Origin of the sequence: Flaviramulus basaltis (genome assembly GCF_900114265.1) — a bacterium.
GTDB classification, from domain to species: Bacteria; Bacteroidota; Bacteroidia; order Flavobacteriales; family Flavobacteriaceae; genus Flaviramulus; species Flaviramulus basaltis.
On record NZ_FPKV01000004.1, the window covers coordinates 153144 to 179043 of the forward strand.

Consider the following 25900-nt stretch of genomic DNA (forward strand, 5'->3'; position numbering starts at 1 on the left):
TTATGAAAAACAGTATTAAATTATTAGTAATTATTCTTTTTTCATTTGTTTTAAATTGCAAAAACAATAAAAATCAAAAGGAAGAAATAGCGCAAGAAGATAAATGGATTAGCTTATTTAACGGAAAAGATTTAACAGGCTGGGATACAAACTTAGGTATGCATTATGAAGAAGGTCAAGATATTTGGAATCAAAAAGCACTTACTAATTATAAACCTTTTGGTATAAACAATGATTCTTTAAAGGTGTTTTCTGTTGTTGAAGTTGATGGAGAAGCTGCTTTAAGGTTGTCTGGAGAAGTTTATGGTGGCATTTCTACTGTTGATGAATTTGAAAATTATCATTTGCAAGTTGAGTTTAAATGGGGAACATTAAAATTTGCACCTCGTTTAGACGTTGTTAGAGATAGTGGTATTCTTTATCATGGAAATGGAGAACAAGGTACAGAAGCTGGCTTTTGGTTACGCTCTCAAGAAATGCAAGTACAAGAAGGAGATTGTGGGGATTATTGGGGAATTGCAGGAGCACAAGTGAATGTTAGAACCGAAATGCGTGCAGATAGTTTATATCAATACAACCCGAAAGGTGAGTTACGTCATTTTGGTGATGGTAGTGAATTAGGTAGAAATGTAAAGAAATTTCCTGATGCCGAAAAACCAACAGGAGAATGGAATACATTAGATTTATATACTTTTGGTGACAAAAGTGCACATGTTGTAAATGGTGCTGTAACTATGATTTTAGAAAACTCAAGAATTACTATTGACAGTATTACTAAACCACTCACAAAAGGGAAAATACAATTACAAGTTGAAGGTGCAGAAATATATTACAGACATATAAAAATTAAAACTCTGGATGAATTTCCAGAGTTTTAATTTTTTATCTAGCTATTACGTTTAATGATACTGTAAGTAAGTTTCCAGAACCAGTAAAACGTTCTGCCCAAACTTCAATAAAATCGCCAGGAGACATTTGAATTGATCCTACTATAGAAACTGCTCCAACATCATTATTAGCTCCAACTTCTCTGTAAACTCTTGTATTTGGTATAACAACACCATTTTTTGCTAAATAGAAAATGAATATTGCATTATTATTATTCCCTTGAAAAGATAAACTTCCTGTAACACCAAAGTATCTTGTTTTTTTACCATCATAAACAATTCTGTTATTGGTAGCACTAGTGAACCTAAATAAATTATTAGACGCCGTATTTCCTTCTATTTTTTTTGGAACACCAGTTGTAAAGGTAGTTGGAGCTCCTGATCCAATGGCATAATTCAAGTTAATATCGCCAGTTGCAACATCGTCTGTTTCAACTAATATTCCAGGGCTATTTATATCCCAATCTCTAGTGAAATTATATCCTATATAAGGAGAACTCCCGTTTATGTAATTACCTCCACCATAAAAATCTACAATCCGCATTCCTGCTCCTCCATTTATTAAAGTAATCCCAGTTACATCAACAGCTGCAGTTGCTGTAGTAATATTACAAAAACCTCCTTGTTTTGTTATTACATCGAATACTCCAACAAATGTTTCATAAATACCTCCATTTGAACTATCCCATCCTGTAGATTGTAAAAGTAATTGACTAATATTAGTATAAGTAATACCATTTGTATTATTAAGATATTGAATTATACTTAAAAAAACAAGATTAAAATTGGATATGGAACCCACTGAACTAGAATTAGCTACAATACAATCTCTAAATGTAAGTGCTTCAACTCCTGTTCCTACTAAATTAAAAACATTTCCACTTGCAGCTATCAAAGTTAACCCTTTTACAGAACCACCGGAACTACCTGAAAATATATCTCCAGAACCAACTAATACATCTTCATTTGTATCCTCCCCAATTATATAGGCATTATTTAAATTTATAGGAACAGCTAAATTAATAGTTCCATTAATCTCATATAATGTATTTGTGTCGAGTAAATATTCTGTTCCTCCTCCTGCAGTCAATTCATCAGCTAAATCAGCATCAGATTTTATTAATTTGTAATTATCTCGTTTTTCAGCACCTTCTAATGGCAACCAGTTGGTGCTATCGTAAAAATAAAAAACATTCTCATCAATATCAAAAACCAATAAACCTTCAGCAGGTGTAGCAATAGCAATTCGCTGTGCAGTAGTCATTCTTGGTGCCAACATACCTTGGGTTGTTGATTCAATCTCTAAAATAGAAGATGGATCTGGGTTGGTTGTGCCAATTCCAACCTGAGAAAAAGTATTATTACCAATAAGAAAAAATAAGGACACAGCAAAACAGAGAAATCTATTATCCATAATAAATTTGTTAATTAGTTAATAGGGTTAATTTGGGAGGCTAACTAAAGTAAAGGTACAAAAAATACTACATATAATAATAATTACGACCTAAAAAAAATGTCTATATTGTAATTTAATAATCTGAATGTGAAATACAGAAAAGACTTTATTTTAATCAACAAACTCTTTTAAAACACCAATAACATAATCTACTTCTTCTTTAGTATTAAAAATACTGAATGAGAAACGAATTGATGGTTTTTCTAAATCTTCATTACTTAAAATCTCTGTTAAAACATGCGATTTTTTCGAGCTACCACTCTGGCATGCACTCCCTCTAGAGCATGCAATACCTTTTAAATCTAACTGAAATAATAACATAGCGGCCTTTTTTTGTGATATTGGTAAACATACATTTACAAGCGTGTATGTGCTCTTTTTAAAATCTGAAGAATAGCCATTAAAAGCTACAAGTGGTATTTCTTTTTTTATTTTATTTAAAAAGTATTCCTTTAGTTCTTTAACATAAAGTTTTTCTTTATCTAAATTATCGTAAGCCGTTTTTAAAGCTATTTCCAAACCTACAATATTATGAACGCTTTCTGTACCAGCTCGTAAACCTCTCTCTTGTTCACCTCCTATAACCAAAGGTTTTAAAGCAGAGTTTTTTCTAATAAAAGCAAAACCTACGCCTTTTGGCCCATGAAATTTATGAGCTGCAGCAACTAAAAAGTCAATTGGGATCTCTTGTAAATCCAATTTATAATGTCCTACAGATTGTACTGCATCACTATGAAATAAGGTATTATTCGCTTTACATAAATTCGCAACACGCTTTAAATCTAAAATATTTCCTATTTCATTATTAATATGCATTAAGCTTACTAGCGTTTTTTCTTCTGATTTTAGTAAAGTTTCTAAGTGTAAAAAATCAATACACCCATCACTATCTAAATTCACATAACTTACAGATACATGATAATCTTTTTGAAGTTCTTCGACTGTGTGCAAAACAGCATGATGTTCAATTTTTGAAGTAATTATATGTTTTACTTTTAAATCTTTAACGGCGCTTTTTAACACCAAATTATCTGCTTCTGTACCACCAGATGTAAATATAATTTCACTCGCAGAAACGTTTAAATAACTAGCGATGGTTTTTCTAGACTTTTCAATTAACGTTTTTGATGATCTACCAAAACTATGTGAAGATGATGGGTTTCCAAAACTATTTTTCATAACATCAATAATGGCATTTACAACTTCATCTCGCATTGGTGTAGTAGCAGCATTATCAAAATATATTGGATTCATCTATTTGTTTATATTTTAAGTTAAAAAAACATCAGTTTGAAAGACCAAAAATACTTGAAATAAAATTATTATCAATAAGCTACGTTATAAATAACAATTCTATTATTTTTGCCTTAAAACCCAAACACAATGCGCAAGGTATTCTATCTATTTCTATCTGTAAGTTTATTGTTTATTTATTCATGTGATGATGGAGATATTATTACTGTAGAATTAGAGTTTGAAGATTCTTTTAAAGCTTGTCAAGGAAGCAATAGTTTAGTATTATATAAAACCAAAGATGACCCATCAGAATCTTTATCTTTAAGAATTAACAACCTAACACTTACTCAAATTCTTACCGTTGGTACTAATAATACTTTTGAAAGAACTATTACAATAAACTCTACAAACCCATTTAATTACAGAACATATAGTAACACAAAACTCCCAAATGATTTGTTTTGTAATGATATCCCAAATTCTGAAGTAGAAATTGTTGATGACACAGAAAGCACAAGCGGCACAGCATTACTAAAAACAGTTTTAACCGAAGACGATCTTGACGATATCCCTTCAGCTTTTGAAGACTTAAACAGTAATGATGATTTAACTGATGATGATACCGACGGAGATACTATACCTAATTACATTGATGCAGATGATGATGGTGATAATGTTTTAACAAAAAATGAAAACCCAGACCCAAATGGCGATGGCGATTTTAGTGATGCACAGGATACAGATGGTGATGGTATTCCAGATTATTTAGATGATGATGATGATGGTGATGGTGTTTTAACGCGTGATGAAGAAAACGATTCTTCTGATAATAACCCAGCTAACGACCTTACCAATGGTGAAATAACAGATTATTTAAACCCTCTTGTAGCTAATACAGTTCCTGCAACTGCTTATAGAGAACATACCATATCAAAAAGCTATATAGTAACCTTAACACTTTATAATATTGATTTGGGTTTGATATCCTACGATGAGTTTGAATTTGGTGTTTTAGAGGCTAGTGCTATTCCAACTAGTTCTAAAAGCAGAAAGATTACCCCAACATTTAACTAATTTGTAGCTACGTTTTGAAAAATGTAAACTTCGGTTGCGCCTAACCCGTATTTTTGGTAGTTAGCATCGTAAAATTTTACATTATTATAGCGTCCAAAAAGATATTCTAATTCCATTTTGAGTACACCCTCACCTATACCATGAATAAATACTATTTTTTGAATTCTTTTAGATATTGCAAAATCTAGTTTACGCCTAGCAGTATCTAATTGAAGTGTTAACATGTCATGATTACTCATTCCTTTTGGAGATTTAATTAATTGATTAATATGTAAATCTACTTCCATTGTAGGCTCATAACGCTCTTTAGCCTTCGTTTTAACTTGTTTTCTTCTTTTGTGAGATTCTTTTTCAACTACAATATCATTTATATTGTCGTGTAAGAATAACTCAGATTTAAGTGATTGTGTTTTTTGCTTTTTCACAAGTTCATTGCTTTTAAAATTAATTAAAAAACCCTCTTCTGTTTCAATTGAAATCGTATCACCTAATACTTTTTTCACAACACCAGATAAATCTTCATCTAAAACCAAAACAAAATCTCCCACTTTAAATGTCATAACTATTCGTTTTCTAATTTCTTATCATCATTATTATCATTTTCGACATCACGCTTACTAGGTATATTTCTAGATATTCTATAAACACCAATCATAAGTAAAACAATACCACAAATTAGTATATATTGGTTTTGATTTGCTCCTGCTTTAGCATACATAGCTACAAAAGCACCAACAATAATTAAAATATAGTTTAAATATTTCATCATAAATTATTAAAATTCAAACCACAAAATTACATTAAAAATTTATACTCATAGAGTAATTCATTAATTGACTCAAAAATTAATTTTCGTTGAAATGCATTTTTAATTCGTTAAAATACGCTTATTTATAGATAAATGGTATATTTGTTAATATATAACTAAGTTTTTATTTGTATGCTCAACAAATTCACTTTTCTCCTACTGTTATTAACTGCTAATTTTATTTTTAGCCAAGATTTATATGTTTCTGATAATAGCTATTTATATGCTAGAGATGTTGTCGTTTTCGTAAATGATGATATTAGACTTGAAACCCCAACATCAAACTTGTTTTTTAGAGGTGATGCTCAACTTATACAAAACACAGACACAAAAAATTCTGATGCTGGAGAGCTTTCTATATATCAAAACCAAACCACAAACGTATATGAGTATAATTATTGGTGTTCACCAGTAGGAGTTAGTATTGATGGAACTGTACAAGATAATGTAGTCTTTGATGGTACAAATATTCATGATCCAGATGACGACACTGATGTAACCAATGTTTTATCAATTGCTTACTCATTCACAACAGCTTATAATGGAACTGCAACAGAACTTTCCAATTATTGGATTTATACTCTAATTGATGGAGAAGGATACTACAGTTGGAATCAAGTTTTTGATACAGGTTTAATAGATACAGGTTATGGATTCACACTTAAAGGAAGCACAAACCCAAATAATGTTTTAGATTTTAGAGGAAGACCTAATAATGGTACTATAACGGTAAGTTGTGCTTTTGATGGCACAGACAATCAACCAACTTCTGGAACACTAGACACCGCAGAAACATTAACAGGTAACCCTTACCCTTCTGCTTTAGATTTAAAACTATTTATTATAGGTAATACTAGTATAGCGGACGGAGGTACAGCAGCTGCAACTATTTTAAGTGGTGAAATATTTTTTTGGGAACAAAAAGTAAAAAACTCTCATTACTTAGCAGATTATGAAGGTGGATATGGAGTTTACACACCAGGAGAATTAGTAAATTTAGCAGATAACGGTACATACGCAACAGCTGCTTTTGAAGATTACAACCAAGATGGAAGTACAAACAGCACGACTACATTAAATACCACAGATTATAGCACTAATAATGCAAGACGATTTGCTGCTGTAGGTCAAGGGTTTGTAATACAAAGCAATAATGTTACCAATGGTGGTCTTGTAACTTTTAATAATTCTATGCGTCTATATTTACCTGAGGATTCAAATGCTATAGGTAATGGTTCTATTTTTGCTAAAAATGGAAATTCAAAAAATAATGAAGATACTGAAAATGAAATTGTTGTTATGTCTCATAATGGTTTAGACTACAAATCTATTATTGAAAACCCAACTATTGTTCCAGAAATAAGACTTCACACATATATAAATAACACCTTTTATAAAGAAAACGTCATAGCATTTAGAGAGACTACTCCAGATAACAATACTTATAATCGTTTTTATGATGGTGGTAACATAAATGAATTAAGCTCTGATGCTTATTTAATTTCTAGTAATAAAGAATTGGTTATTAAATCAATTAATTATGATGAAAGCACAAGGATACCTTTTGGTCTTAAGGCGTCAAAAGACAATACTTTGTTTAACATTAAAATTCATAAACTAAAAGACATTCCAGAAAGTGTAAGTGTTTATGTATTTGATAATGAAAATAACACATATACAGATGTTAAAAACGGCACTTTGGAAGTTACTTTAAATAGCGGAATTCACAACAATCGTTTTGAAATCACCTTTGCAAAAAACAGTCTAGATATTGTAGATAATACATTCACTGATTTTGAAATATTGCAAAATAACAGTATTTCACAGTTAAAACTTATTAATCCAACTGGCTTATCTATAAAATCTATAAATGTATTTGATGTTTCTGGAAAAAAAGTTTTAGTAGACAAAATAAATTCAACGAAAAGTGAATACAGCTATTCAACAAAATCATTTAGTAATGGTGTTTATATTGTTAAAATTACATCTTCAAATAATCAAATTTTCAATAAGAAAGTAGTTGTTAGTAATAAAAATAATTAAACTTCTTTTATTTATTTCTTAATTCGCTTTTAGTATTTTAGCGCATCATAATTTCTATTATATAAGTTTATGGAAGATTATATGTTACCCTGTTTAAACAAAAAACTACTTGGTTTTGAGTGTATGGGTTGTGGCATACAACGGGCACTTTCTCTAATTTTTCAAGGTGAATTCGTTGAAGCATTTTATATGTATCCTGCCATTTACAGTTTAATTGCTCTTTTTTTAACTATTGGCTTAAATATTTTCTTTAAATTTAAAAATTCGAATATAGTAATTGGAGCACTAGCAATTATTTCAGTAGCTACAATTGTAATAAGCTATATTATTAAAATAATCATTTAAAAATCACACATGGAACAACAAAAATTACCAAATGCCACGATTAGTATTGTTTTAGGTATAATCTCTTTTATAGGCTGTTGCTGTACAAGTGGATTTGGAGGCTTAGTATTATCGGGAATAGCTTTTTTTCTTGCTAAAAAAGATGAAAAAACTTATAAAGAGAGCCCTGAATCTTATAGTAATTATGGTCAAGTAAAAACTGCTAAAATCATAGCAATTATTGGTCTTGTGCTAAGTTTAATAATTGTAGTTATATATTTATATTTAATGTTTACCGGTCAATTAGAGGACATGAAAGATAAATACATGGAGATGCTAGAAGAAATGCAACAAAATCAATAATATAAAATAAATCAAATACATAAATAAAAAGCGACCAAATGGTCGCTTTTTATTTATGTATTATTTTTTTAGAATGAAGAAATTGAAGCAAATATTCCTATGATAAAAATCAAAATATAAATACTTATAATAGTAATAGTAAAAATACCTATATACTTATAATGAGATTTTAAATTAGTAAATGCCAATTTAAAATCATCCTTGTTTGTATTACTTAATGCCGTTTTCATCTTTCTAGAAAAATTGAATAAATAATACACAGGAAAAAAATAAACTAAGGCTAGAACAACATATATAAGTCCAAAATATCCCATTGAAAAACCTAAGCCAGCATACGGATTAACATCTCCTAATGCTCTAGTACTCATAATTGCTCCAAAAAATATTCCAAAAATTACCATAAGACCAATACCTATAAAACCTAATATTGATAAAAAATAACTCCATGAAGTGGTTTCTTTTAGAAGACCTTTTATATCTTCAGTTAGCTCTAGTTCAAAAGTTTCAAATGCTGATTTTTCCTCCATACTATTTATTCTTCAAATTGTTTAAGTGTTTTTGTAATAATACCAACACAGTCTAATAACTGTTCTTCATTCATTATTAAAGGTGGTGCAAAACGAATAATATTTCCATGTGTTGGTTTTGCTAATAATCCATTATCTCGTAATGCTAAACAAATATTCCAAGCTGTATTGCTATCTTCATCATCATTAATAACTATTGCATTTAGTAAACCTTTACCACGAACTAAATTAACAATTTTACTAGTTTCTATATATTTGTTTAATTCAGCTCTAAATAATTCACCTAAAACGAAGGCATTTTCAGCTAGTTTTTCATCTCTTACTACTTCCAAAGCTGCAATAGCTACAGCTGCTGCAACTGGGTTTCCACCAAAAGTACTACCATGATTTCCTGGTTTTATAACATTCATAACAGCATCATTTGCTAAAACTGCAGACACAGGATATACACCACCACTTATGGCTTTTCCTAAAATTAAAACATCTGGTTTTACATCGGGCGTACTAGAACAATTTTTATCAGCACAAGAACAATTACCGCAAGTAGCTAATAATCGCCCTGTTCTGGCTATACCTGTTTGTACCTCATCTGCAATAAACAATACGTTGTATTGCTCACATAAGGCTTTTGCTTTTGCTAAATAATCTTCACTTGGAACATAAACTCCAGCTTCACCTTGTATAGGTTCTACTAAAAATCCAGCAACATTAGGATTACTTTCTAAAGCATTTTCAAGTGCTTGAAGATTGTCATATTCTATTTTAATAAATCCTTTAGTATATGGCCCAAAGTTTTTACGTGCTACAGGATCATTACTAAAAGAAATAATAGTTGTGGTACGTCCATGAAAATTGTTTTCGCAAACAATAATTTCAGCTTCATTTTCTTCAATTCCTTTTACTTCATAAGCCCATTTTCTACAAAGTTTTAAAGCTGTTTCTACGGCTTCAGCACCCGTATTCATTGGTAAGAGTTTATCAAATCCAAAAAATTCGCATGCGAATTTTTCATATTTTCCAAGTACATCATTGTAAAATGCCCTAGATGTTAATGCTAATGTTTGCGCTTGTTGCACCATAGCATTCACGATTTTTGGGTGACTATGCCCCTGGTTTACTGCAGAGTAAGCCGATAAAAAATCGTAATACTGCTTTCCTTCTACGTCCCAAACATAAACACCTTCTCCCCTAGTTAATACCACAGGAAGCGGATGATAGTTGTGAGCGCCATACTTGTTTTCTAAATCTATCGCTTGTTGCGAAGTTAATTGGTCTAAAACAGCCATTTTAATTTGTTTTAAATTAATAAAATAACCATTCCTTATCTACCTTTATTCTTTCGATGAGTTCGAAAAAGCAGCGTGGGAAAGAAATCATCCCTAAGTGGGTGCAAATTACTAAATAAAAACGGCTTGCAAAAACCCAAATTCAATACTTCTAATAAAAATATTTTTTAATCCTTTAAAGTTAATAGAAATAAAGTGACATTTATTTATTGCTATTATTATTTTTGCAGCATGTCTAGAAAAAAAGCAAGAAAACAAGTTTTTGAAAACGTAGAAGTTATTGATGCAGGCGCTAAAGGTAAAACTATAGCTAAAGCACCAGATGGGAAAGTGATTTTTTTACCAAATGCAGTACCTGGTGATGTGGTAGATGTGCAAACCTTTAAAAAGCGAAAAGCCTATTATGAAGGGAAAGCGACAGTTTTTCATAAACTTTCAGATAAAAGAACTAATCCAGCTTGTGAGCATTTTGGAGTTTGTGGTGGCTGTAAATGGCAGGATATGGCTTACGAACATCAGTTATTTTACAAGCAAAAAGAAGTTACTAATAACTTAACAAGGATTGGCCATATTCAACTTCCTGAGGTCACTCCTATTTTAGGTTCAGAAAATCAATATTTCTACAGAAATAAAATGGAATTTTCTTTTAGTGATAGCCGTTGGTTAACACTTGAAGAAATTCAATCTGATAAAGATTTAGGAGATAAAAATGCACTAGGATTTCATATTCCAGGAATGTGGGATAAAATTTTAGATCTAAACAAATGCCATTTACAAGCAGATCCTTCAAACGCCATTAGAAATGCGGTTAAACAGTTTGCAATTAAAAATGATTTAGAATTCTTCAATACTAGAAATCAAACAGGTTTATTGCGTACCATGATGATTCGTACCTCAAGTACAGGCGATATTATGGTGATGATTCAATTTTTTAAAGAAGATAAAGTAAAACGTGAATTATTGTTAGATTTTATCGCCGAAAATTTCCCTGAAATAAACTCTTTGCAATATGTTATTAATGGAAAAGCAAACGATACCATTTACGATCAAGATGTGATTTGTTACAAAGGCAACGATCATATTTTTGAAGAAATGGAAGGCTTAAAATTTAAAATAAATGCCAAATCGTTTTATCAAACCAATTCAGACCAAGCTTTTGAATTATATAAAATAACACGTGATTTTGCAAATTTAACTGGTGAAGAACTGGTTTACGATTTATATACAGGAACTGGTACTATTGCACAATTTGTTGCAAAACAAGCCAAAAAAGTTATTGGTGTAGAATCTGTACCAGACGCTATAACAGCCGCTAAGGAAAATGCACAATTAAATAATATTAATAACGTTGAATTCTTTGTGGGTGACATGAAACATGTTTTTAATGACAGTTTTATTAAAACACATGGTGAACCAGATGTTATTATTACAGATCCACCACGTGATGGTATGCATAAAGATGTGGTTCAACAAATATTAAATATTGCACCTAAAAAAATAGTTTATGTAAGCTGTAATAGCGCAACACAAGCTAGAGATTTAGAGTTAATGGACAAGCAATATAAAGTAATAAAAACCCAAGCTGTAGATATGTTTCCGCAAACTTTTCATGTGGAAAATGTTGTACTTTTGGAAAGAAGATAGACACATCTATTTAAAATTAAAAAATGAAATATTTTAAAATTCTAATAATCCCAATGCTTTTGATAGTTGCTCTATCAATTAGTTGCGAGCGCGACGATATCTGTCCAGAAAACACTCCTACTACCCCGCGTTTAATTATAGACCTTTATGATGCAGCTAATCCCGAAAACAAAAAAAATGCATTCGATTTAGTAGTTGGCGGTATTGACAATGATTTTGTTTTGCCAGGATACAATATAGTTGATACTAATCAGATTGTTTTACCACTAAAAACTGATGACAACACAACAGAATATGCACTTATAATTGATGCTTTTATTAATGATAATGGAACACCTGAAGATGCAAGTGATGATTTTTATGATGGCAGCAACCAAGATATTATTACAATAAGTTACAGTCGAGAAGAAGTATATGTTTCCCGTGCTTGTGGTTATAAAACTATTTTTAAAAATGTAACACTCACTATTCAAGACGATGGTGATAAATGGATGATTTCTAGACAACCTGTAACCGATAACCAATCTGTAGAAGATGAAACAACAGCACACTTTACTATTACACATTAAAATTTTAGTATTTATGCTAATGTTTTGTGTGTCTGTTAATGCACAAAATGATAGTATTTTAAGTACTCAAAACGATTCCACAGCCATAAAATTAAAATACGGACTTCGTGTTGGCGGTGACATTGGAAAGCTAATTCGCTCTTTTGTAGATGATGAATATAGTGGTTTTGAAATTTTGGCAGATTATCGTATTAAAAAGAGTCTATATATTGCAGGAGAAATTGGTTTTGAGGAAAAGAAAACAGTTACCGATTATATGGATATTACAAGCACAGGAACCTACCTAAAAGCTGGAGTAGACTACAATTCATATCAAAATTGGTTAGACATGGATAACATGATTTATTTTGGTTTTCGTGTTGGAGCAAGTTCTTTTAGTCACGATTTAAACAACTTTACAATTTACAGCACCAATCAATATTGGGATCCTCAATTTTCATCAAATGATAAACAGGAATTCAAAGGCTTAACAGCTTTTTGGGCAGAAGTTATATTGGGCTTGAAAGTAGAATTGTTCAATAATTTATACATGGGACTTAACGTGCAACTTAAAATGCTTGCAAGCGAGACAGAGCCGAACAACTTTCAAAATGTATATATTCCTGGGTTTGGTAAAACTTATGATAGCAGTAGTATTGGCACAGGTTATAGTTATTTCTTATCTTACAGAATACCTTTATACAAAAAAAATAAATAACATTGAAATTAGCCTATTACATATCACTTTTTTGCTTGATATTTTTATCATGTTCAAAAAGCGATGTAGGCACAGAACCAGAATCGATTGAAGAACCAGAAGAACCAATCGAAGAAACTCCAAAAAATCCATTAATCCAACTTAATGGGACAGATATTGTAGATGCGAATGGAAATACCCTATACTTAAAAGGCGTTGCCTTTGGTAATCAAATATGGAGTAATTCGTCTACACCTGGCACAACTCACCACAACGAATTAGATTTTGAGCGTGTAAAAAATATGGGAATGAATGCTGTTCGTTTTTATATGAATTATACTTTTTTTGAAGATGACAGCAATCCTTATACCTATAAACAATCTGGTTGGAATTGGTTAGATCAAAATATTCAATGGGCAAAAAATCACAACGTCTATTTAATCTTAAATATGCATGCGCCACAAGGTGGTTATCAGTCGCAAGGTGAAGGTGATGCCCTTTGGGATAATGTTGAAAATCAAAACAGATTGGTAGCGCTTTGGAAAGCTATTGCAGAAAAATATAAAGATGAAGTACAAATAGCTGGATTTGGTCCTGTAAACGAACCCGTACCAACACAATCTATAAACCAATGGAGTAGCTTAGCTCAAAAGCTAATTAATGGCATTAGAGAAGTAAACGAAAATCATTTAATTTTTATTGAAAAAGCTATTTATGTTGAAGGTAATTACGATGTAGATGACAATCTTAATTTCCCTCAAGTAACCGGCAAAAATTTGGTTTACGAATTTCACTCATACGATCCACATACATATACTCATCAACTTTTTGATTGGGCTAATTTAGGTGAAGGCGGAAAATACCCAGATGAAAACATACTTGAAATAACCAATGGGCAATGGTATACCGCCATTTTTGGTAATGATAAATTAAGCTCTGAAAATAGCGATTGGACTTATTTTGAAGGTATTAAATATACTATTGATGATACTCAAATTAGTTATGCCGTTCCTGCTTTAGTTGGCCAAAATGTTGATGGAACAGTTTACTTTGATGATATAATTATCAAAGAATACGATGAAACTGGCAATTTTATAAGAGATATTTATGAATTTAATTTTGATGATGATTCAGGTTGGAATTATTGGAGTGAAAATGATTCTGGTGAAGGCGGTCTTTCTAATAACGAAGGAATAAATAGTAGTTCTTGTTTGTACATCTCTTCTGCAACTTCAGATTCTAATATGAGTGGAACTTCATTTAGATTCATTCCACAACAAGGCTATCAATATCAAATAAGTGGTTGGATGAAAGGTGAGAATGTAGATGCTACCGCAAATTGCAGATTACGCTTAGATTTTTACAATGCCGAAACTATTTTAAAACGAAATAAAGCCTATTTAGAATGGTCTGTTAAACGCTATGTGGATTGGGCAAACGCAAAAGGAGCCCCCTTATATTTAGGGGAATTTGGTGCTGGCATTCATTGCTTTGAAAATAACAAAGGTGGCTTACAATTTGTTGAGGATATGCTCGATATTATTATAACAAATAAGATTCATTTTACATATCATGCCTATCATGAAGATGCTTTTGGACTCTACTTCGGCGGCAATACTTTACCAAGTACTTCTAATGCAAATGGCCCTTTAATAGATCTTTTTACAAATACTTTAAATTAATTTCATTATTTAAAATTAGCTCCATAAAAGTTAATTTAAACTTAAAATTATTAAAGTGATAAGATGTGCTTTGCTTATTTTTAATAAATTACAACACCATACTAATCAACATTTTAATAAACTAAATAATGAAGAAAATAGCAACTCTACTAGTCTTAATTACCACGTTAACACTTAGCTCACAAAACTACCCCGAAGTAACCATTCCAGGTTCTCAAGTAAGGAAAATTACTTCACAAATTGTTTCAGGACAAGAATATAAATTAGAAATTAGGTTACCTTCTGGTTATGAAAATAGCACAAAAAAGTATCCTGTTGTTTATTTAATGGACTCTCAATGGGATTTCCCTTTGGTAACTTCTATTTATGGTGAACAATATTATGATGGCTTTATTCCAGAAATAATACTTGTAGGTGTTACTTGGGGCGGAGAAAACCCTAATCCTGATGTATTGCGAACACGAGATTACACACCAACTAATGACGGAAGAAATATAGAAACTGCTGGTGCTGATAAATTTCTAGAATTCATAAAAATGGAACTATTCCCATTTATTGAAAGCAATTATAAAGCAACAAGCGATAACAGAACCTTGATGGGATGCTCGTTAGGAGGTTTATTTACTTTGCATACCCTTTTCACACATACCGAAATGTTTACAAATTTTGTTGCTGCAAGTCCAGCTGTAGGTTGGGATAACGGTGTTTTATATAAAGAAGAGAAAACATTTTCAGAAAAGCAATTATCAAAACCAGTTCGTGTGTATATGACGGTTGGCGATGTTGAAAATGGCAAATCATACTATACTATTTTTGCTAATAAAATGAAGAGTAGCAATTATAAAAATGTTCAATTACATTCAAAAGTATTAGAAAACACAGGGCACTCAGGTACAAAAAGTGAAACTTACACAAGAGGTTTACAATATGTTTTTAAAAGAAATGAATTGAAATTAGACAATAAAACATTAAATAAATATGTTGGACAATATCAATTTGAAAACGGTGATAAACTAGAAATTAAGAATGAGAACCATCAACTTAAACTTTTTTTCTCACCAAATAACAGTACTCCGCTTTTAGCAAATTCTGAAAGTCATTTTTATGCAACATTTTCATTTTTTAATATTCATTTTAAAGAATCAAATAATATTATAGAAGGTTTTGATTTATTAACATATGGAAGAACTCAAGCATTTATAAAGCTAAAAGATTGAGGTTAGTTAATAAACAAATACCTAGAAATAAAAAAACCTGCTAAAAGCAGGTTTTTTTTATTAAATATATTGTTTAAAATAATGAAATTAAACAAATAAAGGTTTGTCTTTCATCATCGCATTTACTTTTGCTTTTACAGCTTCTAAAGTAGCTTCATCATCAAAATTAGTAATTACTTCGTCAATTAATTCAACAATAGCAATCATATCATCTTCTTTCAGACCACGTGTAGTTACTGCTGCAGTTCCTAAACGAATTCCAGAAGTAACAAATGGTGATTTATCATCAAATGGTACCATGTTTTTATTAGCTGTAATATCTGCCTTAACAAGCGCTTGTTCTGCATCTTTACCAGATACATTTTTGTTACGCAAATCTATTAACATCATATGATTATCTGTTCCTCCAGAAATAATATGATAATCTTTAGCAACTAAGGCATTTGCCATAGCATTTGCATTTTGTTTTACTTGTAATTGGTAGTGCAAAAACTCATCGGTTAGTGCTTCTCCAAAAGCAATAGCTTTTGCTGCAATTATATGTTCTAATGGTCCGCCTTGGTTTCCTGGAAATACTGCAGAATCTAACAAAGAAGACATTTTACGTAAGCTTCCATTTTTTAAAGTGATTCCAAATGGGTTATCAAAATCTTGCCCCATCATAATCATTCCTCCTCTTGGTCCTCTTAAAGTTTTATGCGTTGTTGTAGTAACAATATGACAATGCGGAAGCGGATCATTTAAAATACCTTTAGCAATTAATCCAGCAGGATGCGAAATATCTGCCAACAAAATAGCTCCAACGCTATCTGCAATTACTCTAAAACGCTCAAAATCTATATCACGTGAATAAGCTGATGCTCCAGCAATAATTAATTTAGGTTGCTCTTTTGTAGCAATTTCTTGTATTTTATCATAGTTTAAAACACCTGTCTCCTGCTCTACACCGTAAAAAACTGGATCATATAATTTTCCAGAAAAGTTAACAGGCGACCCATGAGTTAAGTGACCTCCATGTGACAAATCAAAACCTAAAATCTTGTCTCCTGGTGTTAAACAAGCATGGTAAACCGCAGTATTTGCTTGACTTCCAGAGTGTGGTTGTACATTTACATATGCTGCTCCAAACAACGTTTTTGCTCTATCAATAGCTATTTGCTCCACTTCATCAACAACCTCACAACCACCATAATAGCGTTTTCCAGGGTAACCTTCAGCATATTTATTAGTAAGTACAGAACCTGCAGCTTCCATTACTTGGTTACTTACAAAGTTTTCTGATGCTATAAGTTCTATACCATGAAGTTGGCGTTCTTTTTCTGCTTCAATAAGTTCAAAAATTTGTTCGTCGCGTTGCATAAATTAATTTCTTTTTAAATATTGGGCAAAAATAGGAAATACATTAGTTAAATTCATTAAAATATATAGAATTACATGTAAGTTTTTAACCAATTTATTAACGTTTAAATAAAACTCAATTTTTAGGTGATTTTAACATTTAAAATGAAAAAATTGTGTACGTTTGAATATAATTTAATAAAATAAATAATCTATAAGGTATGCCATTATCAGCTAACAATCCAGATAGAAAATCGTGGTTACACGTCGATAAGAATTCAGATTTCCCAATTCAAAACATCCCTTTTGGTGTTTTTTTAACTCGTGATGACATTATAACCATTGGCACACGAATTGGTGATACAGCTATAGATTTAGGTGCTTTACATCAATTAGGCTATTTTGCAGAAATCCCTTTAACTGATGATATTTTTCTTCAAGATACTTTAAATGATTTTATTGCTGACGGAAGAAAAACATGGCGTGCAGTAAGAAATAGAATAGCCAAAATCTTTGATGCTGAGAATAATGAATTAAAAAACAACAAACATCATAAAGAAATTGTATTGTTTCGTTTAGACGAAATAGAAATGCAATTACCTGTTCATATTGGTGATTATACCGATTTTTACTCAAGTATTGAACACGCTACTAATGTAGGTACGATGTTTAGAGATCCTGATAATGCATTATTACCAAATTGGCTACATATACCGGTTGGATATCATGGCAGAAGTTCTTCTATAATACCTTCAGGAATTCCTATACATAGACCACAAGGGCAAACGCTTCCGGCTGATGCTACTGAACCTGTTTTTGGACCAAGTAAATTAGTTGATTTTGAATTAGAAATGGCTTTTATTACTACAGATGCTAACGATTTAGGTGAACCTATTCCTATTACAGAAGCCGAAGAGTATATTTTTGGATTAGTCTTATTAAATGATTGGAGCTCACGCGATATTCAAAAATGGGAATATGTGCCTTTAGGACCTTTCTTAGCAAAGAATTTTGCAACATCAATTTCACCATGGATTGTTACTTTAGATGCCCTTGAACCTTACAAAGTAGAAAGTCCAAAACCTATAAAACCTCAGCTTAAATATCTTCAATATAAAGGCAAAAAGAGTTATGACATAAACTTAGAAGTCGCTATACAACCCAAAGGTGCTAAAGAAGCTGTTGTTAGTAAATCTAACTTTAAATATATGTACTGGAATATGGTACAACAATTAGCACACCATACAGTTAATGGTTGTCCTGTAAACTCTGGAGATATGATGGGAAGTGGTACTATTTCTGGTCCAACTCCAGATAGTTATGGCTCTATGTTAGAATTAACTTGGAAAGGCGAAAAACCACTTAAAATGAAAGATGGTAGCGAACGTAAGTTTATAAACGATAACGATACGGTTATTATGCGAGGTTACTGTGAAAAAGATGGTACTAGAATAGGTTTTGGAGAAGTATCAAACAAATTACTTCCTGTTTATAGTAAAAAATAAAAACCTTTTCGTCATTAGTTATTGTAAACACAATGAAGTAATCTCTTAATTAAAATTTTAAAAAGATTACTCCATTGTTACAGGCTTTTGTAGTGAGGTGATTTATGTTTTAATAAGTTTTATTAATGTTTTATCTGCACTTTAACTATTTTGGCATTACTATTGGATAAGCACTCCAATAAACCAAAACTTTTACCCATGAAAAAAACACTACTCTTAACCATAGTACTTATAATACTTACAGCTTGTAGTACTAGCAAAAAAATTGAAAAATCTTTAAGTATTGGTAATTATGATCTAGCTATTTCTGATGCTATTAGTAAATTACGAACTAACAAAGACAAACGTGGGAAAGCAGATTTTATAATTATGCTAAAAGAAGCCTATAACAAAGCAAACGAGCGTGATTTGAGCAATATTGATTTTCTAAAAAAAGACAATAATCCTGAGAATTATATTCGTATTTATGATGCCTATTTGGATTTAAATGATAGACAGGAACGTATTAAACCGTTGCTTCCGTTATATGCAAATGGCAAAGAAGTCAATTTTAATTTTGACAATTACACCACTCAAATTATCAATTCCAAAAACAGGGCATCAGATCAAATTTATGTTAATGCCACTACCCTTTTAAAATCAAATAATAAATTAGATTTTAGGGATGCTTATAATGCTTTTAAAGATATTGAAGATATTAATCCTAATTACAAAGATGTGCGCCAACTTATGGATGTGGCTCACCAAAAAGGAACAGATTTTGTTTTGGTAGATATGATTAATGATACCAAAAAAATAATTCCTGAAAGACTTGAAAAAGATTTACTAAACTTTAGCTCCTACGGTCTTAATAATTTCTGGGCTATTTATCACAGTACACCAGAAAAACAATTAAGTTATGATTATAACTTAATTGTTAATTTAAGAAACATTGAAATATCTCCAGAACAAATTAAAGAACGTCAAATCATAAAAGAAAAGCAAGTTGTAGATGGATGGCAATATTTGGTTGATAAAAAAGGCAAAGAAGTAAAAGATAGCCTTGGTAATAGTATTAAGGTTGATAAAATGAAAACCGTAAAATGCGAATATTACGAATTCAAACAATTTAAAGCCACACAAGTAAATGGCAATGTAGAATATATTAATTTAAAAACCAATCAGTTAGTAGATATTTTCCCTGTAACTAGCGAGTTTATTTTTGAGCATATTTATGCAACTTCACGAGGCGACCGAAGAGCGCTAGATACTAATTTAATACCTTTTTTGGAAAAACGTGCCGTTCCTTTCCCAACGGAAGAGCAAATGATTTATGATACTGGTGAAGATTTAAAACTTCAGCTTAAAAATATTATTAACTCTTATACTTTAAGATAACAAAAAACTCACAAAGTTATTTGGGTGTTAACAGTATAAAACTTACTTTTAATAATAAGAAACCATAAAACTAAAAAAATGGAAGCATATTGCGTAAAATGTAAGTCAAAAAGAGAAATGAAAGATGCCGAAGAAACTACAATGAAAAATGGTAGAAAAGCCATGAAAGGTAAATGTCCAGAATGTGGTACAGGTATGTTTAGAATAATGGGGAAATCTTAAATTTCCTTTTCTTTAAGATAAAAAAACTCCCAAATTAATTTGGGAGTTTTTTTGTGGCTTTTTTTGATATTATACTCATTATTTATAATTTGAATCAGTTTTAATACTTCGTCTACAATTAGTGAAATTAATTATATCAACCGATAAATAAGTTATATTTTCTTAGTAAAAAAATATAACTAACACACTATTTATCAATAGTATATTTTAAATAATTACCAGAAGTAATTTGTTTTAATCCTTTAACAGGTAAATTATAAAGATATACCCAAGTTTTAAGAGTAGAACCATCTTCTAAAAAAGCGGTTGTAACTAACTTTTTAAATAATTGCGGTTCTGGATATTTCTCTCCTATGCCTTCATAATCATCCAAAACATTAAATACTGCTTCTGGGTTTTCTATTTTAAAAACCATACCATAAACTTTGTCTAAAGTATTAGTACTTAAAATAGCACCAGGAAACCAAGTTACTTTGTATAGTTTTCCATAAAAATAACCTTTGCTAATAAACTTGGAATGAGATGCCAAAAATTTTGACATCTCATTCTCTAAGTCTTTTAAAAGTGTTCCGTAAACAAATAGATATTCCAATAATACTTAAAATTATTTATAAGCTGTAATCCAATTATCAATTTTATTTTCTAAAAGCTGTAAAGGAATACAACCTGTTTCTAACACTTGGTTATGAAACTCTTTAATATCAAATTTATCGCCTAAAGCTTCAGATGCTCTCGTTCTTAACTCTCTTAATTTTAACTGACCAATTTTATAAGATAAAGCTTGACCAGGATTGGCCATATAACGTTCAATCTCGCTAGTAATGTCTTCTTCAGATTCTGCTTCATTTTCTAATGAATATTGTATGGCTTCTTCACGAGTCCACCCTTTTGAATGGATACCACTATCAACCACCAAACGAATGGCTCTATGAATTTCTGCACTTAGCATTCCAAAATATTGATAAGGGTCTTTATACAGTCCTAATTCTTCACCCATAGATTCTGTATACAAAGCCCAACCTTCTCCATATGCGCTAAACCATAAGGTTTTTCTAAAATCTGGTAATTCTTTATTTTCTTGTGCTAAAGAAATTTGAAAATGATGTCCTGGAATGGCTTCATGTAAAAACAAATCTTCTTTGTCAAAAACATTATAGGTTAAAACATCTGGTATTGGCGTAAAGAAAATACCGGGTCTTGTACCATCTAAAGAACCCGGATTATAATTTGCTGCTGCCGATTTTTCTCTAAAAGGTTCTGTTCTTCTCACTTCAAAAGGTGTTTTTGGTTGTTTTCCAAATAATCTATTTATTTGAGGTTTCATAACATTGTAAATACTATCGTAAAAAGCAATGACTTGCGAACGCTCTGTAAAAGGCATTAAATCTTTATTGGTTCTTACATGATTAAAAAATGCTTTTAAATCACCTTTAAAACCAACTTTTTCTTTTACAGCTTCCATTTCAGAACGAATTCTGGCGACTTCACTTAACCCTAATTGATGAATATCATCTGCCGTCATATTAGTAGTTGTGTATTTTTTTATTTGATGTGCATAATACGCATCTCCTAAAGGCGTGCCAGTTATTCCGCTAGAACTCCTACCTACTGGTAAATATTCATTTTGTAAAAAATTGGCCATTTGTTTGTGGGCGGGTATAATTTTATTAGCCACCATATTGGTGTATGCCTTAGTAAATTCTTCATGCTCTGCATCAGTAAATGTTTCTGGAAAATTTTTTACTGGTGCGTAGTATAAATTATTTTCAATATCATCTGAAGCTAAACCTTCAAATTGCGGAATCACTTTTACAATTAATGAAGACGGTAAAACATAACCTGTTTCCATCCCTTTTTTCATATTATCCTGTGCGGCATTTAACCAAAACAAATAAGCATCAACACGGGTTAGCCATATATTATAATCTTCAACTGTTTTAAAAGGTTGCGCATTCGTACCACCAGCAAATTGATTAAAATCAAGATTCGTAGACCACATTTGGTCTATAGGCATCAAATCTTTTTGAAAACTCATCTCTTCAAGATTGATATCACAATCCCATTCCAAAACTGCTTTACTCATTTTCTCGGTATCGGTAAATTGAGAATCGTCAATTTTAGCAAGTGTATCTTTGTACTTTGTATAATAAGCTTTCTTTTTAGCCTTGTATGTTTCAGATAAGTTATTTGGAAATTTATCATTAAACCTGCTATCTCCTGCTCGCGTAGCATTCATCGGGTTTAATTGGTAGCCTTCTTCGTTATAATCTTTTAATAGTTGATTGAAATCAATTGCAGATTCTTGATTATCCGATTTATCTTGTTTGCAAGACATTGCAAATAGCACTATTAGGCTACATAAAACCACTTTATTCATTATATATATATGTTTTGATTTAAACTTATATAAAGATATGAAATAAAAGCAATTGAGATAATTAGATTAATCCCAAAAAAAAAGTAATACTGAGTTAGATAAATTGGCTTAAATCTATATTATTAATAGCGCCATGAGAATCTTGCGTTACAACAATACCATTTTTAATCACCAAAAGTTGAGGCGATTCATGAATAACTTGAAATTTATTAGCTATTTCGTTTGATACTTCTCTATAACTAATTAAGTCTAAATAATACAAATCCAAGTCTTTTTCGGTAAAATTATAGTCATCTACAAATTGATTCATCACCATTCTACTAATGCCACAACGTGTAGAGTGTTTAAAAATAACTTGAGTTTTTGTTGCAGATTTTGTTTCAATTAAATCTAATTGAGGTAATTCATTTAAAGGAATCCAAGGCAATACTTTTTCTTCCTTTTGCTCTGTTGAACCCCCAAATATCTTGTTTAATAATCCCATTTTTTGTATTTTATATTTTATAAGTCGAATGTTTTACAGAATCTTACAAACTGACTAAACGTCACCAAAACAAAGGCTTAAACAGACATTTTGTCTCCTTAATTGTATTGGTAAGATTATTGACTTATTCATTTTGTAAAAGTAAAATAATAAATAGATGAACTTAAATAATTATACAATAAAATCGCAAGAAGCCATACAGCAAGCGCAACAAATTGCGCAAGGTTATGGTCATCAACAAATAGAAAACGAACACCTTTTTAAAGGCATTTTTGAAGTTGATGAAAATGTATTACCATTCATTTTAAAAAAATTGAATGTAAATATTAATGTCCTTGAACAAGCTTTAGACAAACAACTTGAAAGTTACTCAAAAGTTTCTGGTAGCGAATTAATGCTTTCGCGTGAGGCTGGAAAAAGCTTAAACGAAGCTTCCATCATCGCTAAAAAAATGAAAGATGATTTTGTGTCTATCGAGCATTTAATTATTGCTGTTTTTAAATCGAATAGCAAAATTTCACATATGCTAAAAGATCAAGGTGTTACTGAAAAGGATTTAAAAGCAGCTATTGAAGAATTACGTAAAGGCGATAGAGTAACATCTCAAAGCCAAGAAGAAACTTATAATTCCTTAAGCAAATATGCTAAAAACCTAAATCAGTTAGCGAAAGATGGTAAACTAGATCCAGTTATTGGTCGTGATGAAGAAATACGTAGAATTCTTCAAATTTTATCACGTAGAACCAAAAACAACCCCATTTTGGTTGGTGAACCAGGTACAGGTAAAACAGCTATAGCAGAAGGTTTAGCACACAGGATTATAGATGGCGATATTCCTGAGAATTTAAAAAACAAACAAATTTTTGCTCTAGATATGGGTTCACTTATTGCAGGAGCTAAATATAAAGGTGAGTTTGAAGAGCGCTTAAAAGCAGTTATAAAAGAAGTGACTGAAAGTGATGGAGACATTGTACTATTCATTGATGAAATTCACACGCTAGTAGGTGCTGGTGGCGGACAAGGTGCTATGGATGCAGCCAATATTTTAAAACCTGCTTTAGCTCGTGGTGATTTAAGAGCAATTGGAGCTACCACATTAGATGAGTATCAAAAATACTTCGAAAAAGATAAAGCCTTAGAACGTCGTTTTCAAAAAGTAACGGTTGATGAACCAGATACTGAAAGTGCTATTTCTATACTTCGTGGTATTAAAGAAAAATATGAAACACACCATAAAGTGCGTATAAAAGATGAAGCTATTATTGGTGCGGTAGAGTTATCTCAACGCTATATTACAAATCGTTTTTTACCAGATAAAGCTATCGATTTAATGGATGAGGCTGCTTCTAAATTGCGTATGGAAATTAACTCTAAACCTGAGGAATTAGATGTTTTAGATAGAAAAATAATGCAGTTAGAAATTGAAATCGAAGCGATTAAACGTGAAAAAGATGAAACTAAATTAAAATCATTACGTTCCGATTTAGCTAATTTAAAAGAATCTAGAAATGAACTTAATGCAAAATGGAAAAGCGAAAAAGAAGTTGTAGATAATATTCAAAACACAAAACAAGATATTGAAAACTACAAACTTGAAGCAGAACGTGCAGAACGCGATGGCGATTATGGTAAAGTAGCCGAATTACGCTATGGAAAAATTAAAGAAGCTCAAGAGCAATTAGAAGGTTTTCAAAAGCAATTACAAGAAAATCAATCTGGAAATTCTTTAATAAAAGAGGAAGTGACTTATGATGATATTGCCGAAGTGGTTGCAAAATGGACAGGTATTCCTGTTACCAAAATGCTACAAAGCGAGCGCGAAAAACTATTAAAGTTAGAAAATCAATTACACAAACGTGTGGTCGGTCAAGAAGAGGCAATTATTGCTGTAAGTGATGCGGTTAGACGAAGTCGTGCAGGTTTACAAAACCCTAAAAAACCTATTGGTACCTTCCTTTTCTTAGGCACAACTGGTGTTGGTAAAACAGAACTTGCAAAAGCTTTAGCTGAATATTTATTTGATGATGAAAACGCCATGACACGTATTGATATGAGTGAGTATCAAGAACGTCATGCAGTAAGCAGATTAGTTGGAGCACCTCCAGGATATGTAGGTTATGATGAAGGCGGACAACTTACAGAAGCCGTGAGAAGAAAACCTTATTCTGTAGTGCTTTTAGATGAAATTGAAAAAGCGCATCCAGATACGTTTAATATTCTTTTACAGGTATTAGATGAAGGTCATTTAACTGATAACAAAGGGCGTGTTGCAGATTTTAAAAACACTATTATAATAATGACTTCTAATATAGGAAGCCAGATTATACATGAGCGTTTTGAAGCAACAAAAGATATTGATTCTGCAATTGAAGCTGCAAAAGTAGATGTATTAGCGTTACTTAAACAAAGCGTAAGACCTGAGTTTTTAAACCGAATAGACGATACTATTATGTTTACACCTTTAAGCAAAGAGAATATCACTGCAATTGTTGGTTTACAAATAAAAGGTCTTACAAAAATGATAGCGCAACAAGGTATTACTTTTGATGCGACGCCAGAAGCTATTAATTATTTAGCTGATAAAGGTTATAATCCAGAATATGGTGCGAGACCAGTAAAGCGTGTAATTCAAAAAGAAGTTTTGAATGCTTTAAGTAAAGAAATTTTAGCAGGCAAAGTAACAACAGATAGTATCATTCTGTTAGATGCTTTTGATGATGAATTGGTTTTTAGAAATCAAGGAGACTTAGTTACAGAAGAATTCTAGACTTATTAAAAACTGTTTGTAACAAAACAGTACTACTA

24 protein-coding genes are annotated in these 25900 nt (G+C 31.2%); 14 read left to right on the plus strand and 10 right to left on the minus strand.

Translation table 11 applies throughout. The annotated features are described in order from the left end of the window. Nucleotides 1–2: 2 nt before the first annotated feature. Nucleotides 3–878 (plus strand): 3-keto-disaccharide hydrolase, encoded by an 876-nt coding sequence (locus BT151_RS15710; protein WP_084647996.1) that lies wholly within the window; start codon nt 3–5, stop codon nt 876–878. A 4-nt stretch (nt 879–882) separates the two neighbouring features. Here BT151_RS15710 and BT151_RS15715 read toward each other — a convergent pair whose 3' ends face one another. Together BT151_RS15715 and BT151_RS15720 are read right to left on the minus strand one after the other, a co-directional pair. Further along, entirely contained in the window at nt 883–2301 is a 1419-nt protein-coding gene (locus tag BT151_RS15715; protein ID WP_072403308.1) for a hypothetical protein, read from the minus strand. A gap of 153 nt (nt 2302–2454) precedes the next feature. Further along, complete coding sequence (locus BT151_RS15720) at nt 2455–3597, minus strand: cysteine desulfurase family protein (RefSeq protein WP_072403309.1); 1143 nt, start codon at nt 3595–3597, stop codon at nt 2455–2457. Between the two features lie 129 nt (nt 3598–3726). Between BT151_RS15720 and BT151_RS15725 the strand changes: the two genes are divergently transcribed. Beyond that, nucleotides 3727–4653 (plus strand): hypothetical protein, encoded by a 927-nt coding sequence (locus BT151_RS15725; protein WP_072403310.1) that lies wholly within the window; start codon nt 3727–3729, stop codon nt 4651–4653. Here BT151_RS15725 and BT151_RS15730 read toward each other — a convergent pair. Together BT151_RS15730 and BT151_RS15735 are read right to left on the minus strand one after the other, a co-directional pair. Beyond that, nucleotides 4650–5213: a Smr/MutS family protein gene (locus tag BT151_RS15730; RefSeq protein ID WP_072403311.1), complete on the minus strand. Its 564-nt coding sequence runs from the start codon at nt 5211–5213 to the stop codon at nt 4650–4652. The genes BT151_RS15725 and BT151_RS15730 overlap by 4 nt on opposite strands. 2 nt (nt 5214–5215) lie before the next feature. After that, complete coding sequence (locus BT151_RS15735; RefSeq protein ID WP_317041252.1) at nt 5216–5422, minus strand: hypothetical protein; 207 nt, start codon at nt 5420–5422, stop codon at nt 5216–5218. A 171-nt stretch (nt 5423–5593) separates the two neighbouring features. Here BT151_RS15735 and BT151_RS15740 point away from each other — a divergent pair, with 171 nt between their 5' ends. From BT151_RS15740 to BT151_RS15750, 3 genes are all read left to right on the plus strand, one after another. Further along, nucleotides 5594–7504: a T9SS type A sorting domain-containing protein gene (locus BT151_RS15740; protein ID WP_072403313.1), complete on the plus strand. Its 1911-nt coding sequence runs from the start codon at nt 5594–5596 to the stop codon at nt 7502–7504. Between the two features lie 69 nt (nt 7505–7573). Further along, nucleotides 7574–7849: a DUF2752 domain-containing protein gene (locus tag BT151_RS15745; protein WP_072403314.1), complete on the plus strand. Its 276-nt coding sequence runs from the start codon at nt 7574–7576 to the stop codon at nt 7847–7849. A gap of 9 nt (nt 7850–7858) precedes the next feature. Continuing rightward, entirely contained in the window at nt 7859–8191 is a 333-nt protein-coding gene (locus BT151_RS15750; RefSeq protein ID WP_072403315.1) for a CCC motif membrane protein, read from the plus strand. Nucleotides 8192–8259: 68 nt separating this feature from the next. Here the strand turns inward: BT151_RS15750 and BT151_RS15755 are convergent, their stop codons facing one another. Both BT151_RS15755 and rocD read right to left on the minus strand, forming a co-directional pair. Further along, nucleotides 8260–8718, minus strand: a complete 459-nt coding sequence (locus BT151_RS15755) for a hypothetical protein (RefSeq protein WP_072403316.1) — start codon at nt 8716–8718, stop codon at nt 8260–8262. Nucleotides 8719–8723: 5 nt separating this feature from the next. Beyond that, nucleotides 8724–10004 carry an ornithine--oxo-acid transaminase gene (rocD, locus tag BT151_RS15760; protein ID WP_072403317.1) on the minus strand — a complete coding sequence of 427 codons (1281 nt, stop codon included), beginning with the start codon at nt 10002–10004 and terminating at the stop codon, nt 8724–8726. Between the two features lie 231 nt (nt 10005–10235). On the opposite strand from rocD, the gene rlmD reads away from it, so the two are divergent. The 5 genes from rlmD to BT151_RS15785 all read left to right on the plus strand — a co-directional run bounded on the left by rlmD (nt 10236) and on the right by BT151_RS15785 (nt 15792). Next, on the plus strand, nt 10236–11648 hold the full coding sequence (rlmD, locus tag BT151_RS15765) for a 23S rRNA (uracil(1939)-C(5))-methyltransferase RlmD (RefSeq protein WP_072403318.1): 1413 nt from the start codon (nt 10236–10238) through the stop codon (nt 11646–11648). Between the two features lie 23 nt (nt 11649–11671). Continuing rightward, nucleotides 11672–12217 (plus strand): DUF6452 family protein, encoded by a 546-nt coding sequence (locus BT151_RS15770; protein WP_072403319.1) that lies wholly within the window; start codon nt 11672–11674, stop codon nt 12215–12217. Then, entirely contained in the window at nt 12183–12914 is a 732-nt protein-coding gene (locus BT151_RS15775) for a DUF6048 family protein (protein WP_072403320.1), read from the plus strand. The genes BT151_RS15770 and BT151_RS15775 overlap by 35 nt, the downstream gene beginning before the upstream one ends. 2 nt (nt 12915–12916) lie before the next feature. Then, nucleotides 12917–14575: a glycoside hydrolase family 5 protein gene (locus BT151_RS15780; RefSeq protein WP_171946646.1), complete on the plus strand. Its 1659-nt coding sequence runs from the start codon at nt 12917–12919 to the stop codon at nt 14573–14575. 128 nt (nt 14576–14703) lie between these two features. Further along, nucleotides 14704–15792, plus strand: a complete 1089-nt coding sequence (locus BT151_RS15785; RefSeq protein ID WP_072403322.1) for an alpha/beta hydrolase — start codon at nt 14704–14706, stop codon at nt 15790–15792. An 87-nt stretch (nt 15793–15879) separates the two neighbouring features. Here the strand turns inward: BT151_RS15785 and glyA are convergent, their stop codons facing one another. Next, nucleotides 15880–17151 (minus strand): serine hydroxymethyltransferase, encoded by a 1272-nt coding sequence (gene glyA, locus BT151_RS15790; RefSeq protein WP_072403323.1) that lies wholly within the window; start codon nt 17149–17151, stop codon nt 15880–15882. Between the two features lie 200 nt (nt 17152–17351). Between glyA and fahA the strand changes: the two genes are divergently transcribed. The 3 genes from fahA (at nt 17352) to BT151_RS18635 (ending at nt 20234) form a co-directional block, all read left to right on the plus strand. Continuing rightward, the gene (gene fahA / locus BT151_RS15795; protein WP_072403324.1) at nt 17352–18635 is read left to right on the plus strand and encodes a fumarylacetoacetase; all 1284 of its coding nucleotides are present in this window, start codon (nt 17352–17354) and stop codon (nt 18633–18635) included. A gap of 198 nt (nt 18636–18833) precedes the next feature. Next, nucleotides 18834–20012, plus strand: coding sequence for a hypothetical protein (locus BT151_RS15800; protein ID WP_072403325.1), 1179 nt, complete (start codon nt 18834–18836; stop codon nt 20010–20012). 78 nt (nt 20013–20090) lie between these two features. Next, the gene (locus tag BT151_RS18635; protein WP_171946647.1) at nt 20091–20234 is read left to right on the plus strand and encodes a DUF5679 domain-containing protein; all 144 of its coding nucleotides are present in this window, start codon (nt 20091–20093) and stop codon (nt 20232–20234) included. Between the two features lie 187 nt (nt 20235–20421). On the opposite strand, the gene BT151_RS15805 is transcribed toward BT151_RS18635, so the two are convergent. From BT151_RS15805 to ytxJ, 3 genes are all read right to left on the minus strand, one after another. Then, nucleotides 20422–20826, minus strand: a complete 405-nt coding sequence (locus BT151_RS15805; RefSeq protein WP_072403326.1) for a gamma-glutamylcyclotransferase family protein — start codon at nt 20824–20826, stop codon at nt 20422–20424. Between the two features lie 12 nt (nt 20827–20838). Next, the gene (locus BT151_RS15810) at nt 20839–22611 is read right to left on the minus strand and encodes a DUF885 domain-containing protein (RefSeq protein WP_072403327.1); all 1773 of its coding nucleotides are present in this window, start codon (nt 22609–22611) and stop codon (nt 20839–20841) included. Between the two features lie 94 nt (nt 22612–22705). Beyond that, nucleotides 22706–23095, minus strand: coding sequence for a bacillithiol system redox-active protein YtxJ (gene ytxJ, locus BT151_RS15815; RefSeq protein ID WP_072403328.1), 390 nt, complete (start codon nt 23093–23095; stop codon nt 22706–22708). A 157-nt stretch (nt 23096–23252) separates the two neighbouring features. Here ytxJ and clpB point away from each other — a divergent pair, with 157 nt between their 5' ends. Then, entirely contained in the window at nt 23253–25862 is a 2610-nt protein-coding gene (gene clpB, locus BT151_RS15820; protein ID WP_072403329.1) for an ATP-dependent chaperone ClpB, read from the plus strand. Nucleotides 25863–25900 lie beyond the last annotated feature (38 nt).

Coding starts and splice junctions, on each gene's coding strand:
- BT151_RS15730 (WP_072403311.1), bottom strand. CDS start 5,213: ATGACATTTAAAGTGGGAGATTTTGTTTTGGTTTTAGATGAAGATTTA.
- BT151_RS15785 (WP_072403322.1), top strand. CDS start 14,704: ATGAAGAAAATAGCAACTCTACTAGTCTTAATTACCACGTTAACACTT.
- rlmD (WP_072403318.1), top strand. CDS start 10,236: ATGTCTAGAAAAAAAGCAAGAAAACAAGTTTTTGAAAACGTAGAAGTT.
- BT151_RS15725 (WP_072403310.1), top strand. CDS start 3,727: ATGCGCAAGGTATTCTATCTATTTCTATCTGTAAGTTTATTGTTTATT.
- BT151_RS15810 (WP_072403327.1), bottom strand. CDS start 22,611: ATGAATAAAGTGGTTTTATGTAGCCTAATAGTGCTATTTGCAATGTCT.
- clpB (WP_072403329.1), top strand. CDS start 23,253: ATGAACTTAAATAATTATACAATAAAATCGCAAGAAGCCATACAGCAA.
- BT151_RS15720 (WP_072403309.1), bottom strand. CDS start 3,597: ATGAATCCAATATATTTTGATAATGCTGCTACTACACCAATGCGAGAT.
- BT151_RS18635 (WP_171946647.1), top strand. CDS start 20,091: ATGGAAGCATATTGCGTAAAATGTAAGTCAAAAAGAGAAATGAAAGAT.
- BT151_RS15735 (WP_317041252.1), bottom strand. CDS start 5,422: ATGATGAAATATTTAAACTATATTTTAATTATTGTTGGTGCTTTTGTA.
- BT151_RS15750 (WP_072403315.1), top strand. CDS start 7,859: ATGGAACAACAAAAATTACCAAATGCCACGATTAGTATTGTTTTAGGT.
- ytxJ (WP_072403328.1), bottom strand. CDS start 23,095: ATGGGATTATTAAACAAGATATTTGGGGGTTCAACAGAGCAAAAGGAA.
- BT151_RS15710 (WP_084647996.1), top strand. CDS start 3: ATGAAAAACAGTATTAAATTATTAGTAATTATTCTTTTTTCATTTGTT.
- BT151_RS15745 (WP_072403314.1), top strand. CDS start 7,574: ATGGAAGATTATATGTTACCCTGTTTAAACAAAAAACTACTTGGTTTT.
- glyA (WP_072403323.1), bottom strand. CDS start 17,151: ATGCAACGCGACGAACAAATTTTTGAACTTATTGAAGCAGAAAAAGAA.
- BT151_RS15755 (WP_072403316.1), bottom strand. CDS start 8,718: ATGGAGGAAAAATCAGCATTTGAAACTTTTGAACTAGAGCTAACTGAA.
- fahA (WP_072403324.1), top strand. CDS start 17,352: ATGCCATTATCAGCTAACAATCCAGATAGAAAATCGTGGTTACACGTC.
- BT151_RS15715 (WP_072403308.1), bottom strand. CDS start 2,301: ATGGATAATAGATTTCTCTGTTTTGCTGTGTCCTTATTTTTTCTTATT.
- BT151_RS15800 (WP_072403325.1), top strand. CDS start 18,834: ATGAAAAAAACACTACTCTTAACCATAGTACTTATAATACTTACAGCT.
- BT151_RS15740 (WP_072403313.1), top strand. CDS start 5,594: ATGCTCAACAAATTCACTTTTCTCCTACTGTTATTAACTGCTAATTTT.
- rocD (WP_072403317.1), bottom strand. CDS start 10,004: ATGGCTGTTTTAGACCAATTAACTTCGCAACAAGCGATAGATTTAGAA.
- BT151_RS15775 (WP_072403320.1), top strand. CDS start 12,183: ATGAAACAACAGCACACTTTACTATTACACATTAAAATTTTAGTATTT.
- BT151_RS15770 (WP_072403319.1), top strand. CDS start 11,672: ATGAAATATTTTAAAATTCTAATAATCCCAATGCTTTTGATAGTTGCT.